Genomic DNA, 16,720 nt, shown 5'->3' on the forward strand with positions numbered 1-16,720 from the left:
TAAAAGAGAGTGTAACAAAATCATAAAAATATATTTTGCAACACTCCCTTCACAAGGTAATTTGATGTTAAATTTTATTGAGGTGTTAATATAGGCTTTCCGTCTTTATCAAGTAGCGGAGTAAAGCCTGCAGCATCTCCATATCTATGGAAAATATAGTTTACCCCTGTTTCCGTATCAACCCATATTTCCACTACTTCAAGTACTCCCTGTTTATAAATCTTCTTGAAACGCTCCATAAATACCTCTCAGGATTATAATCTATCCCGATTATAACACAATACATTGGTGTAAATTATGATTATTTGTCTATAAATAATATTAATTTAAAATGAAGTTTTCTAAATATACTTGTATTAGATGCTTTATTTATAAATAGTTTATATTATTTATAGATTTTAAACTCCTTCAATCAAAAGTTTTAATCAATAACAGTATTTAAGACTTCCATATCAAAAGTAATGACCGCAAATACGCCTACAGTAACTAAACCCTTGAATTTCAGCTTTTATCTTTCATATCTTCCCCTAATAATTAAATGCTTCCGCCAATTTTGTTTTTTCAATCAAATTTTTATATACCTTTGAATGCTCCATAAGCTCATTATGATTTCCTGATATCTCCACTGCTCCCTCATCTATCACCACAATCTTATCTACATTTTCTATAGATTTTAATCTGTGAGAAATAATGATAACGGTCTTATCTTTAATAAGCTTATTTAGGCTGTCTTGTATCTTCTTTTCATTGTCCACATCCAGACTTGCCGATATCTCATCCAATATCAAAATCGGTGCATCCTTTAAAAATGCTCTTGCAATAGAAAGTCTCTGCCTTTCTCCACCTGACAACTCCGCACCGTTCTCACCTATTGTAGTGTCAAAGCCCAGCTTATCAATAAAATCCATACAGTTTGCAAGCTCTGCCGCTTTCTTTACTTCTTCATCAGTAGCACTCTCCCTGCCCAAACGTATATTTTCCATAATACTTGTATTAAACAAAGTTACATCTTGAAATACTATCGAGATATTCCTAAACAGTGAATCTGTAGATATATTTTTGATATCCTCTCCACCTATTAAGATACTCCCTTTATCATAGTCATACAGCCTTGATACCAGTCTTAATATAGATGTTTTTCCACATCCTGATATTCCTACCAAAGCTGTAACCTCACCCTGTTTTGCAATAAAGCTTACATCTTTTAACACCTTTGTATCTTCATTATAGCCAAATGATACATTTTTAAACTCTATATCGTAACTTGAAAGGCTTGTATCTTTCCCCTCTTGAAGCACTGCATTTTTCATCTCTTTTATACGTTTGACGGCAGGTTCAATATAGGACATTTCAGTCATTCCTTCAGTTGAGATATCAAAAAGCTGTTTTACTTTTATCGCTCCTATTATATATCCTATAAGATATAAAAGACTTATTTCATTATGCATAAGCAACTGTATTCCTACAGATATTACTACTGCAAGACTTATATATGATAGAGATGAAGAGATTCCTACGGCCAGCATAGGAACTATCTCCACTTTAAGATGAATCCTTTCACTTTCTTCCATCTTTTCATACAATGTTTTCTTCACCTTTCCGGATTGATTAAAGCTGCTTATCTCCTGCTGCAATTCTATTGTTTCCTGAAAAAGCTCTGAATTATCCCTTAGTACATTGAAATATCTGCTATACTCTGAAACTTCCTTTTGTTTTGCCAAAGGATTAATCAAAAAACTGAGAAGGGTCGGAATAATGGCGGCAAGTCCCAACTTCCAGTTACCTATAAGCATCATAAGTCCCATCAAAGGAAAAAACAGCCACATACCTACAACCTTCGGTATCGAATGGCTCATCGCATGCTCAATCCTGTCCACATCAGCCATTATAGTTTGTGATAAATCTGAAAGATCATGTTTTGAAAAATAAGCTAACGGAAGTTCTGCCAGATTCTTAGCTATTCCCTTTCTTAAGTTTGCCGACTCTTTATAGGTTGCGTTAAAAAGGCTTACATACTCCTCCGACAATAAAATATACATAAATACCAGAGTAAGTATTGCCATAACAATATACTGTACGGTGCTTGATACATTTCCCAAGACCAACTGATTAATGAGTCCCATTAAAATAATCATAGGCCCAAGGTTTATACAATATGTCAAAAAACAAAATAATGTTGCTTTTGTAAGATTTTTTGCACCCTGTTCCGACAGAGCATATCTTTTCTTATAATAGTTTTTCATTTGACACCCTCCAATCATTTGCAGTTTCATAAAGCCCAAGCAGTCTGCTGTATACTCCCTGTTTTTTCACCAATAAATCATTATTTCCTCTCTCTACCACATTTCCCTTTTCTAAGACTATTATTTCATCTACATTCCTGATACTTGTCATTCTATGTGCAATCATTATAACAGTCTTATCCTTCATTAAATTCTTAAAGGCTTTTTGCAATTCATATTCATTGTCCGCATCAATTGCGGCACTCGCTTCATCCATAATTACAATGGGTGAGTTTTTCAAAATCGCTCTTGCGATAGCTATCCTTTGTTTTTCACCACCTGAAAGGTATACACCCTTTGAACCTATAATTGTATTCTCTCTATCCTTAAACTTCTTGATAATTTCATCACAACCTGCAAGACTGAGTGCCTTCATAACTTCCTCTTTACCCGCACTTTCATCGGCCAATGAGACATTATCATATATTGATTTTTTGAACAGTTTGCTGTCTTGAAATACAAATGAGATATTATGTATAATCGCCTCCTTTGTATATTCTGTAAGCGGATATCCTCCTATTTTTATCGCTCCTTTATCCACCTTATAAAATCCTGATAAAAGTTTTGCAACAGTGGACTTCCCGGAACCTGAATGGCCCACTAATGCATAGGTTTTCTTCTCCTCTAATGTAAGTGATAAGTTTTCCAAAACCTTGTTCTCACCATATGAAAAACTTACATTTTCAAACTCAATATTGAAATTGTCAAAATGCTCTCTGTTACCATAGATAAGCTTATCCTCCTGCATCTTTTCATACAATCCTTCTAAGCTGTCAATAGCAAAATTTGCATTATAGCTGTTCATACTTGCCCACATGATTTTCATAAAAGAGACCATAATTACTCCGCTAAGGAAAAATATCATAATCAGTTCTACCGCCATAAATTCTCGATTATTCACATCTATCAAAAAGAAACTAAGCGGAATGCTGATAATTGCAATAAGCCCCAAAAATATCCACTGATATATAACATATGGCATTTTACATGACAGTGAGTAATCATAGGCATATTTTGAATAATCCATAATGGCTTTATGTAAGGCCTTAAAGGATTTAAGCTTTGAACCGAAGATTTTTACAACCTGTATACCTCTGATATATTCCACTGTTTCGCAGCTTAGTCTATCCAGTGAGGTCTGGTATAATTTCATAAATTCCTTGTTTCCCATCATTCCCATTAGTATAAGACCGCTTACAACAGATAAAACTATGATAACAACTCCCACTCTAAGACTTATAACAAATGCCAGTATAAGTGTAAAAACCGGTACCAAAAATGCCTGTGAATTATCAGGCAGCATATGTGCTACCGCCATATGTGTTTTTGCCGCATTATCGTCTATAGTCTTTCTGATATATCCTGAAGAATGCAGGTCAAAAAATCTGAAGCTTGCATCTGTCAGTCCGTCAATTCCTCTTTTTCGTAAATTTGTTTCCAGTCTAAATGCCAACTTATGTGAAACTATTCCTGATAATAAATATAATATTGCACTTATAGTTAAATAGACGGCTGTCCTTGCCGAATAAAATCCTGCAATTTTATAATTTCCGTTTACCACAGCTTCTTTTAAAAATAAATATATTTCATAATAACCATAGACCATCAGTAATGCCGAAACACTTGATAACAATATTGATATATATCCGATAATCTTTTCATTCGGCACATACCTGAATAATTTCTTATAGACCTCCATCACACTTCCCCTTTCACTTGTTTAAATATATAAATAAATATTTCACCGACTCTATCGTTGGTATAATTATTATACTATAGTTAGGTTTTACTAACAAGTGTTTTTATATTTATTACCGTTATTAAAATACATATAAAAATCAGCCTCAATTTTAACTGAGACTGACTTTACATACATTATACTATTTTACTCTGTTTACCTGTCACAACTGACTACAAGGCAAGCCTTGATGTGATTGCTCTCTTCATAAAGACTTAAAGGCATTACAAAAATATCTTCTGCCGTACTGCCATATTCTTTCGTATACTCTTTTCTTTCCTCAGGTGAATAATCATACAAAACCGCAGAATAGCTGTGTCCGCTCTTTAATTCCACTTCAAACTGCAATTTTTCTGTCTTCATATTTATATTTTTCCCTGTAATACTTACTGCTGTGGTTTCAAAAATACCCTCAAAGCTATGTATACCACCTTCAATCGCTGCAATCTTTTCAAGATTCTCACCTGTAACAGATTCAAACTGTGAAATATCTTTTCCGTCAATTTTTAGGTTCTTTCCATATAAATGAATAACAGCCTTATTCCTATTATTAACTATAAATTCTTTAGATTTTGCCTTTCTCTTTTTATTAAAACTCATCATGATAACAAAAAGTACTGCCCAAATCACTACTACAACCGCTATAATCAAAAATGTATTATTCATAACCCCTCCAAATATTTTTATATACTTCATATGTCAAAGGCACAACCATTATATCAAATATATATTAGGTCTACAATATATATAATATGCCTCTTGATATAGCTCATATACAAGGGCAAAATTTCAAATTTTAATATAAGAAATTTAAACTTGCAAAATATATGTCCGGATATATAATGTGAATAGACAGGATAATAACAGATACTTTTAAAATACAAAAAAATTGCAAGGTTTAAGGAGTAGTATGGAAAATACTGAAATAGAAAGGAAATTTCTTATAAAGGAACTTCCAAAAAACTTGGAAAAATATAAAAAAATAGAAATGACTCAAGGTTATTTAAATACAAACCCTGTAGTCAGAGTCAGAAGAGAAAACAATGACTATTTTCTTACTTATAAAGGCAGCGGGCTGCTCTCACACAGCGAATACAATCTACCGTTAAATAAAGAAGCATTCAAGCATCTGCTCTCAAAATGTGACGGTATTATAATCTCAAAAATAAGGTACAAAATCCCGTTAGAAAACGGATTGGTCGCCGAACTTGACATTTTTAACGGTGACCTTGCTGCACTAAAACTGGTAGAAGTAGAGTTTGAGTCGGTAGATGCGGCAAATGCTTTTACTCCACCCGCATGGTTTGGAGAAGATGTGACTACAGATAAAAGGTATCATAATTCTTATATATCCATGTACGGGTTACTTATTTGACATTACTAAATAAGTTGGGGTAATTTTACCCCAACTAAATATTATCTTGCCGCCATATAGATATTGTACATATCATCATAGCTAAGTGATTTAAAAGAACCTATACTTCTGGACTTTTTATATGAACAATTTATCGCCAATTCTTCACAATCTTTTTCACTCACCTCCCTGTTAAGAAGATCATGTAGATTCACAGGCATTCCCACAGATTCAAAAAACTCTACTGTTTTTTCAATCCCTTTATTTGCACACTTTTCATCATCCGCCTCATCTGTTTTATAGACCTTTCTTGCAAATTCTGCAAATCTTTGTATATTTGCATCTTTTACATAATTTGCCCAAGAAGCCCAAATTGCACTGAGAGTCGCTCCATGTGTAGAGTCAAAGAGTGCTGAAATAGCCATTCCAAGCTGATGACACGACCAGTCGCCATCCCTTGGAGTATCACCCTTAGCACCAAGTCCGGTAAGACCTATATGTGAAACACTGCCGCACCACATTATCTCACTCATAGCCTCATAGTCGTTAGGACTTTTTACGCCTATAGGTCCGAACTTTATAATATCTCTAAAAAGTCCCTCCGCCATCTCATCAGTAAGATGATTTCCAAGAATATCTGTAAAATATCTCTCAGATGTATGCATAAATATATCCGCTACACCGGCACCTATCTGATACTTCGGCAAAGTATAAGTAAGCTCCGGATCCATTATAGCAAACTTACATCTGTTATAATCTGTTGTAATACCTTTCTTTATATGAGTACCTGTAACATCATCAGTAAGTACTGCCGAATCACTGGTTTCCGAGCCTGCAGCCGCAATAGTCAAAACAGTACCTATCGGCAAAGATTTCTCCACCTTCTTTCTTTGAAAAAAGAACTCTTCTATATCCGTATCGGGACTTGCCACACCAATTGCAACAAACTTTGCAGTATCTATAACGCTTCCGCCGCCTACCGCCAATACAAACTCCGCTCCAAACTTGACAGCCTCCTTTGTCATTTCCTTTGCCTTACTAAGAAGCGGATTCGGCACCACTCCGCCAAGCAAAATAACATCTATTCCCTCAGATTTTAATCTGTCTTCTACAATATCAAGCAGTCCGCTTTTCTTGGCACTGTTTCCTCCAAAGACAACGGCAACTTTCCTTACCTTAAAATCTCTTATAAGAGTTCCGATCTCATTCACGGTTCCTGCTCCAAAAACAATCCTTGTAGGTGAATAATAATTAAACTTTAACATATGCTACCTCACTTATCATTTATTTTATTTATTAAATCCATATAATCCTTACAATATTTTTCATAGAGCGGCTCCAAGACCTCCTTAAAATGTGCTCTTTCAGATGCTGACAGTGTATTTATCTTCACACCCTTATCAAGCAACTCATTTTCATACATTCTTTCCTTTTTTGCCCAAATTTCTCTCTCATAAACACTGCTCTCTATAGCAGCTTCCTTTATAAGTTCTTTATCCTCTTTAGAGAGTTTATTAAAGGTCACCTTTGAACAAATTTGCATCTCAGGTACTCTGGTATGTTCGTCTTTAGTATAATACATGGCATATTGAAAGTGAAGCGCGGAAATATAAGAAGGTGTATTATTCTCCGCACCGTCTATCACACCCCTTTGAAATGCACCATAGACTTGACCGTATTCCAAAGCTGACGGCTCTGCCCCAAGCATACTTACCATATCCTTCATAAGCTCAGACTGTTGCACTCTTATCTTAAGTCCGGACAGGTCGGATATATCCTCAATAGGTCTTTTACTGTTATAAAAATTTCTTGCCCCTGCAGTGTAAAAAGATAAAGGCTCAATGTCGGAATCTTTAAAATCATCAAAAATCTCATCACCAATCTCACTGTATAAAACATTCCACATATGTTCATCATCCCTGTACAAATACGGCATCTGCAAAACATTAAGTATAGGAATCTCATTTGACAGCGGAGAAACGGATGCCCTTGCAAAATCTATTCCACCAAACTTTATCTGTTTTATAACACTAAGTTCATCCCCAAGCTTCCCGTCATATACCACATTTATGATTATCCTGCCTTTGCTTTTCTCTTCTACCAGCTTGGCAAATTCAAAAGCTCCAAGTGTAGTAGGGTAGTCCTTCGGATGATTCTCGGCATAAGTAAATACATATTCTGTAGACATCCTTTTTCTTACACATGATGTATTTAATATAGTGGAGCAGACAACAAACAGAAGTAAAATTTTACCTTTCATCGCTTTATTCTCTCTATTATATCGTCAAATACTTTCTTATAATTATCTCCTACAATCCTCTTTGTAAGTATATATCCGTTAGTATTGTCTGTAAAAATAATCAACATCTGTGGAAATCTCTTACCGGCTCTTATCTTCTTCCAATCTATATACTCACGCTTGCCCTCTACTTCTATTGCGATGCCTATATCGCCAAACTCAAGGCTAAGTTCTTTCAACTCTTTTGCATTTACTCTTGCTTTATTATACATAATTATGGGCTGAAACAGCACAAAGAAAAGTACCGCTATAACAAGCACTACCCTAAGCAATCCTGTAGCAACATTCCACTTTGAATATATCAGCACAATCATCGCAACTGTAAAAATAATGTTTACAATCCCCGCCAAAGAGGAATACAAGAAGAAAAAATACAGCTTAAAAAGTTCAAAAGCTGTATTCTTATATTTGAACTCGTAATTCATACTACCTCCATATGCTAAAGTAAAAGATGTCGTCTTAATCTTATTTTATATCAAAATAGAGGGATTGGCAAATTGTATCAGTGGAACCCAAAAAAAGATAGCACTTAATCAAATTTCTTCTATCTTATAACTGTTATCATCATAAGTATTTATACTCAATCGCTTTCCATTATGCCATATTTTAAAGTTCAAGTTTTTCCAACCCTCAGGCATGTTAGGAGCAATAATCAGCTCTCCCTTATCATCTGTCTTAACTCCTGCAAATCCGAACACAATTACCTGCCACACACCACCTGCATTTGCCGCATGTATACCTTCTCTTGTATTTTTTTGCAAGTTAAGTAAATCGATAAAGGCAGCTCTCCTTAAATATCTGTATGCCTTACCCTTATCCCCCGTTCTTAACCCAACAATAGAGTATATAGCGGGACTAAGTGATGAACCATGTAATGTCCTTTTTTCATAGTAATGATAATTATCTTTAATCTCCTCTGCACTAAATTCATTTTCCAAAAGATACATAAGCATAACTACATCCGCCTGCTTTATCAAAGATGTCTTATCAACGGTAAGTTCTTTTAAAATATCCGGTCTTATAGGCCAATCATTTTCATCATATTTCTCTATAATACAATCCTTCAAATCAAAGTATCCTTCAAATTGCTCAAGTATATTTCTACCTGCCATTTTTGGAAGATATATCTTATCCGCAATTGCTTGAAGTTTTGCAGCCTCTTTATCCGAAAACTCTGTCTTTTCAAGAACATGACTGTAAAGACTGTAATTATCTTTTTTCAGCTCATCAAGCTTTCTCTTTACATACAGCAAGTTCCAACGTGCCAAATAATTTGTATAAACATTATTATCCACCGGTTCATGCCATTCATCAGGTCCTGTCACTTTGCGAATCTCATACCTGTCTTCTTTTTCTATATACTCACAGCGACTCGCCCAAAATCTTGCGGTTTCTATAAGTATATAAATTCCTTTATTATAGAAAAATTCCAAATCACCTGTAATACGCGTATAATTATAAATACCGTATGCCACCGCCGCACTCACATGGTGTTCATAATCCGCCACATAGCATCTGTAACAGCTTCCATCAGGCTCTATAGTATAAGCAGGACATTGCTCTGTTCCGTCATCTGCTGATTCCCATGGATATTGCGCACCTTTATATCCGTTTTTTTGCGCATTTTCCTTAGCCGCATCAAGAAGATTAAATCTATATCTTACGAGATTCTTTGCAATATCCGGAAAAACATACGAAAAGAAAGGCAGCATAAAAAGCTCGGTATCCCAAAAAGTATGACCACCATACTCTTCTCCGGTCAACAGCTTTGCCCCTATATTTATACTGTCATTTGTAGAACTTCCGGTACTCATAAGGTGGAATATATTAAATCTTATCGCCTTATTAAGTTCTTTGTCGCAATCAATTTTAATATCTGCCATATCCCACAACTTACTATACTCTAAGCAGTGGTCTACAATCTCTTTGTAAAATCCTTTTTCTGTAAAGTCTGTAATTTCTTTCGTTACATATTTCTTTATCTCTTCTTTGTGTACATCATTCTCTGTGTATACAGCTATATATTTTACAAAGTTTATCTTCTCTCCGGCTTTTACTTTTACATCGGCAAATTCCAGACTCTTTTCTCCGAAAGAATTAAAATTGCGATTGCCAAGTACCGATTCCCCATCTTTGAACGCATCTATATAGCTGCCTACACCAATATGAAGATTTCTGTCTCTTGTAGAAACTTCAATATAGTTTCCGGCAAAATCACTTAGCTTCTCATTTTTTAAAGTCACGGTATGCTTAACTTTAAATCTTGGTGCGTCCGCAAAGTTTATTATACTTCCATCGGTTTCACTCTCCACCTCTATTATTCCGTCATAATTTATCGGTGTAAGATTATATATTATACCAATCCTATGTATGTTTTTTCTGCTTGCAAAACGGCAGCCCTCTATTTTTGTCTCTCTTCCCTTGCTGTCTCTAAGAATCAGACTTTTCCATAGAATACCGTTTTTTATATCAAACTCCCTTAAATATTCCAAGATTTCACAATCTTCTATTCCTATAAGCTCTTTTTCTATATAGAATCTAATTCCCAAAGGATTTGGTAATGTAGCAAGTTCTCTCATAAATGTTTCGGATTTATCGAAAACTCCGTTTATATAAAAGTAAGGCAGAGAAATTTTTGTTCCTTCCTCATGACTTCCCCTTATCCCCAGGTAGGAATTTGACAAAGCAAATAAGCTTTCAAATTTAAGATTCTCTTTCTCATTATACAGACTTTCGGGAATAATGAACTCATTCTCACTCTTAAGTGCTTTTATTTTATCTTCAAAAATATTTATACTATCTTTTATTTCCATTACTTTACACCTCCACCTGTACTTTCAACTATATGCTTTCCCGAGAATATAAATGTAAGCACCGGAGGTATTATCATAATAATCGTAATACAAAGCATAGGTATTATCTTTGTGGAATGTACTCCCTTAAATGCCGCCAAACCAAGGGCAAGAGTATATTTATTTCTTTCCTGTAAAAATATTAACGGCCCTAAATAATCATTCCATACAGTAATCATATTTAATACAGCAACAAGTATCAAAGAAGGCTTAAGTATGGGCATAAACACTTTTAAATATATCTGGAAAGCATTTGCCCCGTCTATTCTTGCCGCCTCCTCAAAGTCCTTGGGTACACTAAGCAAAAATTGTCTCATCAAAAATATATAATAAGCCGATCCGAACCACGCAGGTACAATAAGAGGTTTAAGAGTATTTATCCAGCCAAACATATTAATTTCCATATACTGCGGAATCATTGTAACATCCCAAGGAATCATCATTGTAGCCATAAGTATCATAAAAAGTATATCTCTGCCTTTAAACTCAAATCTTGCAAATCCGTATGCAACCAATGAACAGGAAATGACCTGCCCCAATGTTGTAAGTACTGTTACAAGAACTGAATTAAACAAGTATGTACCAAAGGGCTGCGAATTCCATGCATTTATAAAATTTTCAAAATGCCATTTTGACGGTAAAAACTTAGGTGGATAAGCAATAGCCTCAGCTTCTGTTTTAAATGCAGAAAAAACCATATAAATAAAAGGAGCAGTAAAATAAATTGTAAATAATATCAAAATAAAGTAGATAATAAATTTTGTTTTTTTAGATAGATGCATATTTACGGCTTCCTCCTTTTTTTATTTTTGGCGTTTTCCGATTGGTAAAATACCCAGCTTGATGAAGTTTTGAAAACAAGCATAGTTAATATTAGAATAATAACAAACATAACCCATGCATTCGCACTTGCATAGCCAAGTTTATGATGTTTAAATGCATTGTTATATGTATATAATCCATAGAAATATGTTGATTTTAAAGGTCCTCCACCTGTTAAAAGCATTACCAGAGTTACCTGCTGGAATGAGCTTATTATAGAAGTTATCAAGTTAAATAAAAGTGTCGGAGTTATAAGCGGCAAGGTTATTGAAAAAAACTGCCTGAAAGAAGAGGCTCCGTCAAGCGAAGCCGCCTCATAAAGGGTTGATGGAATACCCTTAATATCTGTATAGAATATAAGCATCATCGAGCCTACTCCGAATGCACTTGCTATTATAACCGCAAGTATTGCATACCCCGGATCCACAAGCCACTTTGGTCCTTTTATACCCAAAAGGGAAAGCAAATAGTTTAAAATTCCGTAGTCACTGTTAAGTATCCAGCTCCAAATTATAGAAACAGCCACCCCTGATATTACAGACGGAATATAAAAAATTGTTCTGAATATCTTTGTGTGTTTTACAGGCTGAGCTATAAGCATGGCTAAAAACAAAGCTATTGCCATATTAAGCGGTACAAAAACCGCCGCATATTTTAAACTTATAATCAAGGATTTTGAGAACTGTTTATCTCTTGTAAACATCTCTATATAGTTTCCAAATCCTACAAACTGAGGTTTACCTGTAAGCGACCAATTATAAAAACTCATTATAAGAGAAAATATTAAAGGTCCCAATGTAAATACCAAAAAACCTATTATCCAGGGTAGAATAAATAAATACGGTGTTATTTTTTTTATTGATTTTTGCATAATATTATTGTTGTGCTGCTTGTTCAAGTGTTTCTTTTACATCTCTGTATGTGCTTGGATTGAACATTTCTTCAAAGCTTAAAGAAAGATTTTCAGAAACCTCAGACCAGTTTTTCTGAATAAAACTTGCAGGAGTATATCCGGCACTTTGCTTAAGCATCTCATAAAATGGTGCATAGGTGCTGTCATCCATTATCTTTTCAGACTCTATTACAGTTTCAAGAACCGGAAGTTCAAGACCTATCCTTGCCTTATTAGCTTCTTCACCTGTCCAATACTTCATAAACTCCCAAGCTGCATCCTTATTCTTACTGTCTTTTGACATTGCAATGCCTGACGAACTGAGTATGCTTACAGACGGCTTTGAACCGAAGTTTGGAAGCTTAGTTATGCCATAGTTCATATTATCTTCATTTAAAGAATTTATAGACCATGAACCGTATATATACATAGCAACCTGTCCTGCTCTGAATTCATCTGTACCATTTCCCTCAGTCACAGCCGCAATCTCTTCTTTTGCCATATCTTGGAACATCTTAAATACTTCCTGAGAACCTTCAGAGTCTATTTTACCCTTCATATCTCCTTTACCATCACAGTAAGCTGTCCCGTTACTCCATAAATACATTTCAAAATCATATGGATCCGGCTTCATTTGGAAGGCAAATCCCTTTGCATTTGTTTTCTCGGAAATTGTCTTAGCTGTAGCTCTTAAGTCATCCCATGTAAAGTTTTCACCCGGCAAGTCAACCCCTGCCTCTTCAAATAAATCCTTATTATAGAATAACGCATGTGTAGTAAATCCTACAGGCATGCCGTAAATATTTCCTTCTATAGAATTGTAATCCCAGAGAGCCGAATAATAATTCTTCTTAAAATCTTCTCCCTCTTTCTCAATATATGAGTCAAGCGGCTCAAGCCCTTCATAATATGCCGGATAATTCCACATATACATAAGATCCGGTGCATCCTTAGAACCCATACCTGCACTTATCTTAGTATCAAAATCTCTTCCATAAGCCTCCAAAACCACTTCAATATCATCATGTGACTCATTAAACTTGTCTACAAGAATTTGTTGCTTATCTATATCTTCCGCAACATCCCAGGAAGCAAATCTAACCTTAACTTTACCGTTCTTGGACTCGCTGCTGTTACCGCCTGATGCACAGGCTGATAAAACCATACTTGCGCACATAAGCGCGATACAACTAATAGCTATTTTCTTTTTCATAAACACCTCACGTAAATTTTAGTAAATTTATTATAACATTTACTTATATAAAAGTAAACAAATACTAGTAAAATCTTATTTACCATCTTTAGCTATACACCTTTTATTCCCTTTATTATATTGCATTTTAAATTAGTAAATTTTTACTAAAAACAATTGACCGAAAACATCTTCTATGCTAATCTCTATTTGTTATATGATAAATTTAAAAATAGGAATTTACCATAGAATATTACTTTACGGTGTTTTGGAGGTTTTATGATAAGACAAAAAAAGCGTTGGGAAAACGAAGAGCTTATTATGATAGGGAGAGAAGAAGCAAGAGCAGACTTTACACATGGCACTACAGTTTCAAGTACTTTAAGCCTTAATGGAGATTGGAAATTTATGTTTTTAGAAGCTCCTGAGTATTCTCCCGATACTTTTTTTGAACCAATCTTTGATGACAGTACCTGGGATGTTACAAAAGTGCCATCTTGTTGGCAAAGACAGGGCTACGGGCACAACCACTATACCGATGTATGGTATTTGTTCCCCATTAATCCCCCATTTGTACCGTCAAAAAATCCAACCGGAATATATAGAAGAAATTTTGATATTGATACAATAGATCCAAACAAAAAAGTTATCCTACGATTTGACGGTGTAAGCAGTGCTTATGATATATGGGTAAACGGTAAGCATATAGGTTACAGCAAGGTAAGCAGACTTGGAAGCTCCTTTGATATAACAGAATATGTATGCTGCGGAAGAAATCAGATTACAGTAAGAGTTTATCAATGGTCTGACGGTTCTTATCTTGAATGCCAGGATATGTGGTGGCTATCAGGAATATTCAGAGATGTATATTTACTTTTTATACCACAAAACGGTGTAAAGGATCTTCAAATAATATCAGACTTTGATGCTTCAACAAATACAGGCTCACTTGATTTATCTATTACAATGTATAAAGAGCAAGATATAAATGTATCGGTTGAGTTGCTTGACCTAAATAATGATACCATTCTAAGAGAAACCGCTCTTTCCGATAAAGAAGTCTTTAGTTTTTTTAAAAATGAACTCATAGTAAGTCCATGGAGTGCTGAAGATCCAAATCTTTATAAACTTAATATAAGAATCAGTTCTAATGGGAAAATTATTGACGAAATCACAAACTATATCGGCTTTCGAAGAGTTTGTATCGAAAACGAAAAAATTTGTATAAATGGAAAGGCCGTACTCTTTAACGGTGTAAATATGCATGACTTTTCACCCGAAGGCGGTTTAACCGTTGATAAAGCTATAATAGAAGAAGATATAAAGCTGATGAAGCGTCACAATATCAATGCTGTAAGATGTGCGCATTATCCTAAGGCTTCTTACTTTTACGATCTTTGTGATAAATACGGTTTATATGTAATTGACGAAGCCGATTTTGAAAATCACGGTTTTGAATGGATAGAACATTATAAATGGATCAATGAAGAAAAGAGCTGGGAAAATGCTTATGTTGACAGAGTTGAGAGAATGGTCAAGGAGCATAGAAATCACCCGTCTATCATCATGTGGTCACTTGGAAACGAAGCATCTACAGGTCCAAATATAGACGCACAGGCAAAAGCTGTACGAAAACTCGATAATAGCCGTCTTATACACTATGAAGGTGATATGAATGCCGATATCAGCGATGTATATTCTACAATGTATACAAGGCTTGATGGAATGCTTAAGATAGCACATGGAAATGATGCACATAATAAGCCGCATATTTTATGTGAATACAGTCATAGCATGGGAATCGGCCCCGGAAATCTTGAGGAGTATCAGGAATTATTTGAAAAATATGACAGACTTCAAGGTGGCTTTATATGGGAGTGGTACGATCAGGGACCGGCTGAAAAAGACGAAAACGGTAATACCGTTTATTGCTATGGTGGTGATTATGGCGATACTCCAAATAACAGCAACTTTTGTCTGGACGGACTGCTTTCACCTGACAGAAGAATTTCTACAGGTCTTAAGAATTATAAGCAGGTCATAAGACCTTTTAAGGCAAGTATATCAGATATCAGTACAGGAGAAATAAGTATAAAAAACAAAAATATATTTTCAGATACTTCCGATATAAGCCTTATCTATAAGATTCACCAAGGTGAACGCTGTATTTTTGATGGTTCGATTACAACACTTGATATAAAAGCAGGATGTGAATCAAAACTTATCATTTCTGATATTGTATCAGCATATAAACATTTTGATAATACTGCCGACTGCTATATTGATATATCATTTATCTACAATAAGGATATGCCGTTTTGTAAAAAAGGATATGAAGTATCCTTTGATCAGCTTTTAATAAAAGCGGCATTAAAGAATGACATACAAATTTATGAAGAAAAGTCCGGAAATTCAGGCTGTGAAATATTTGAAACCAATACATGTTTTGAAGTCAAAGGAAAAGACTACTCTGTAAAATTTGATAAAGTAACAGGAGATTTGCTTAGTTTAGAAAGTAAATGTCAAAATATATTCAATAAAGGTCCTTCCTTAAATATGATGAGAGCCGCTATAGATAATGATATGTATAAGGTTGATGACTGGTACAACAAATATTTTATACAAAAGCAGCAGGAACAATCGGAATATTTTGAATCTAAAGAATGTGAAGGCTTTGTAAAGGTAAATATAGGAAAACATTTCTCACCTTTAAGTATGGCATTCGGTTTTAAAGCCGAATATAATTACTATATTTTCTCGGATAGAAAGATCATTATGAATCTTAATCTAAAGGGATTTAAAAAGACAAGCTTTGCCCCTGAGTTTATTCCAAGAATAGGAATAGAGCTCAGATTGCCTTCAGCATTTACAAATGTAAAATGGTGCGGATTAGGTCCTGATGAAAATTATCCCGATATGAAATCACATGTTAAATATGGAGTATATTCAAAAAACATAGAAGATATGAGCACTGTTTACATAAAGCCTCAGGAAAACGGGCATCGTGAAGGAACAGATATTATAGAGTTAAACAGTAAAGAAGATACTCTTGTTATAAATTCTTTAAAACCGATAGGTTTTAATGTTCATAACTATACTATAGAGGCTTTGGAAAAGGCAAAACATTGGAATGAACTTGAAACAATTGATGAGGTCATCTTACATATAGATGCCAAACATTCAGGACTTGGCAGTAATTCATGCGGTGAGGAACAGACCTATAAAAATAAAGTGCGTTTAAATGACTATCATTTGAACTTAACTTTTGAATTTTAATATATAAAGGGTA

At 34.6% G+C, this 16,720-nt stretch carries 13 protein-coding genes; 2 read left to right on the plus strand and 11 right to left on the minus strand.

From position 1 onward, the window contains the following. Positions 1-74: 74 nt before the first annotated feature. The 4 genes from HMPREF0381_RS13000 to HMPREF0381_RS13015 form a co-directional block, all read right to left on the minus strand. Complete coding sequence (locus tag HMPREF0381_RS13000; protein ID WP_008752469.1) at positions 75-239, minus strand: DUF6440 family protein; 165 nt, start codon at positions 237-239, stop codon at positions 75-77. A 288-nt stretch (positions 240-527) separates the two neighbouring features. Next, complete coding sequence (locus HMPREF0381_RS13005; RefSeq protein WP_040461494.1) at positions 528-2,243, minus strand: ABC transporter ATP-binding protein; 1,716 nt, start codon at positions 2,241-2,243, stop codon at positions 528-530. After that, positions 2,227-3,981, minus strand: coding sequence for an ABC transporter ATP-binding protein (locus tag HMPREF0381_RS13010; protein WP_008752471.1), 1,755 nt, complete (start codon positions 3,979-3,981; stop codon positions 2,227-2,229). The genes HMPREF0381_RS13005 and HMPREF0381_RS13010 overlap by 17 nt, the downstream gene beginning before the upstream one ends. A gap of 195 nt (positions 3,982-4,176) precedes the next feature. Then, complete coding sequence (locus HMPREF0381_RS13015) at positions 4,177-4,686, minus strand: hypothetical protein (RefSeq protein WP_040461497.1); 510 nt, start codon at positions 4,684-4,686, stop codon at positions 4,177-4,179. A gap of 244 nt (positions 4,687-4,930) precedes the next feature. On the opposite strand from HMPREF0381_RS13015, the gene HMPREF0381_RS13020 reads away from it, so the two are divergent. Then, positions 4,931-5,395 (plus strand): CYTH domain-containing protein, encoded by a 465-nt coding sequence (locus HMPREF0381_RS13020; RefSeq protein ID WP_008752473.1) that lies wholly within the window; start codon positions 4,931-4,933, stop codon positions 5,393-5,395. A 41-nt stretch (positions 5,396-5,436) separates the two neighbouring features. Here the strand turns inward: HMPREF0381_RS13020 and HMPREF0381_RS13025 are convergent, their stop codons facing one another. From HMPREF0381_RS13025 to HMPREF0381_RS13055, 7 genes are all read right to left on the minus strand, one after another. Continuing rightward, the gene (locus HMPREF0381_RS13025) at positions 5,437-6,639 is read right to left on the minus strand and encodes an iron-containing alcohol dehydrogenase (RefSeq protein ID WP_008752474.1); all 1,203 of its coding nucleotides are present in this window, start codon (positions 6,637-6,639) and stop codon (positions 5,437-5,439) included. 8 nt (positions 6,640-6,647) lie between these two features. Beyond that, positions 6,648-7,634, minus strand: coding sequence for a TRAP transporter substrate-binding protein (locus tag HMPREF0381_RS13030; protein ID WP_008752475.1), 987 nt, complete (start codon positions 7,632-7,634; stop codon positions 6,648-6,650). Beyond that, on the minus strand, positions 7,631-8,098 hold the full coding sequence (locus tag HMPREF0381_RS13035; RefSeq protein WP_008752476.1) for a YcxB family protein: 468 nt from the start codon (positions 8,096-8,098) through the stop codon (positions 7,631-7,633). The genes HMPREF0381_RS13030 and HMPREF0381_RS13035 overlap by 4 nt, the downstream gene beginning before the upstream one ends. Positions 8,099-8,206: 108 nt before the next feature. Continuing rightward, a complete protein-coding gene (locus HMPREF0381_RS13040) occupies positions 8,207-10,486 on the minus strand; it encodes a glycoside hydrolase family 65 protein (protein WP_008752477.1) in 2,280 nt (759 codons plus the stop codon). Then, a complete protein-coding gene (locus tag HMPREF0381_RS13045; RefSeq protein ID WP_008752478.1) occupies positions 10,486-11,307 on the minus strand; it encodes a carbohydrate ABC transporter permease in 822 nt (273 codons plus the stop codon). The genes HMPREF0381_RS13040 and HMPREF0381_RS13045 overlap by 1 nt, the downstream gene beginning before the upstream one ends. Before the next feature lie 2 nt (positions 11,308-11,309). Beyond that, complete coding sequence (locus HMPREF0381_RS13050) at positions 11,310-12,218, minus strand: carbohydrate ABC transporter permease (RefSeq protein WP_008752479.1); 909 nt, start codon at positions 12,216-12,218, stop codon at positions 11,310-11,312. A 4-nt stretch (positions 12,219-12,222) separates the two neighbouring features. Beyond that, positions 12,223-13,452, minus strand: a complete 1,230-nt coding sequence (locus HMPREF0381_RS13055; protein WP_008752480.1) for an ABC transporter substrate-binding protein — start codon at positions 13,450-13,452, stop codon at positions 12,223-12,225. A gap of 258 nt (positions 13,453-13,710) precedes the next feature. On the opposite strand from HMPREF0381_RS13055, the gene HMPREF0381_RS13060 reads away from it, so the two are divergent. Continuing rightward, positions 13,711-16,707, plus strand: a complete 2,997-nt coding sequence (locus HMPREF0381_RS13060) for a glycoside hydrolase family 2 TIM barrel-domain containing protein (RefSeq protein ID WP_008752481.1) — start codon at positions 13,711-13,713, stop codon at positions 16,705-16,707. The last annotated feature ends 13 nt before the right edge of the window (positions 16,708-16,720 follow it).

The organism is Lachnoanaerobaculum saburreum DSM 3986 (assembly GCF_000185385.1).
GTDB lineage: Bacteria > Bacillota > Clostridia > Lachnospirales > Lachnospiraceae > Lachnoanaerobaculum > Lachnoanaerobaculum saburreum.

Excerpts from the sequence above, each read along its gene's own strand:
- HMPREF0381_RS13060 (WP_008752481.1), top strand. The coding sequence starts at position 13,711 with ATGATAAGACAAAAAAAGCGTTGGGAAAACGAAGAGCTTATTATGATA.
- HMPREF0381_RS13010 (WP_008752471.1), bottom strand. The coding sequence starts at position 3,981 with ATGGAGGTCTATAAGAAATTATTCAGGTATGTGCCGAATGAAAAGATT.
- HMPREF0381_RS13025 (WP_008752474.1), bottom strand. The coding sequence starts at position 6,639 with ATGTTAAAGTTTAATTATTATTCACCTACAAGGATTGTTTTTGGAGCA.
- HMPREF0381_RS13035 (WP_008752476.1), bottom strand. The coding sequence starts at position 8,098 with ATGAATTACGAGTTCAAATATAAGAATACAGCTTTTGAACTTTTTAAG.
- HMPREF0381_RS13030 (WP_008752475.1), bottom strand. The coding sequence starts at position 7,634 with ATGAAAGGTAAAATTTTACTTCTGTTTGTTGTCTGCTCCACTATATTA.
- HMPREF0381_RS13000 (WP_008752469.1), bottom strand. The coding sequence starts at position 239 with ATGGAGCGTTTCAAGAAGATTTATAAACAGGGAGTACTTGAAGTAGTG.
- HMPREF0381_RS13050 (WP_008752479.1), bottom strand. The coding sequence starts at position 12,218 with ATGCAAAAATCAATAAAAAAAATAACACCGTATTTATTTATTCTACCC.
- HMPREF0381_RS13005 (WP_040461494.1), bottom strand. The coding sequence starts at position 2,243 with ATGAAAAACTATTATAAGAAAAGATATGCTCTGTCGGAACAGGGTGCA.
- HMPREF0381_RS13045 (WP_008752478.1), bottom strand. The coding sequence starts at position 11,307 with ATGCATCTATCTAAAAAAACAAAATTTATTATCTACTTTATTTTGATA.
- HMPREF0381_RS13020 (WP_008752473.1), top strand. The coding sequence starts at position 4,931 with ATGGAAAATACTGAAATAGAAAGGAAATTTCTTATAAAGGAACTTCCA.
- HMPREF0381_RS13015 (WP_040461497.1), bottom strand. The coding sequence starts at position 4,686 with ATGAATAATACATTTTTGATTATAGCGGTTGTAGTAGTGATTTGGGCA.
- HMPREF0381_RS13040 (WP_008752477.1), bottom strand. The coding sequence starts at position 10,486 with ATGGAAATAAAAGATAGTATAAATATTTTTGAAGATAAAATAAAAGCA.
- HMPREF0381_RS13055 (WP_008752480.1), bottom strand. The coding sequence starts at position 13,452 with ATGAAAAAGAAAATAGCTATTAGTTGTATCGCGCTTATGTGCGCAAGT.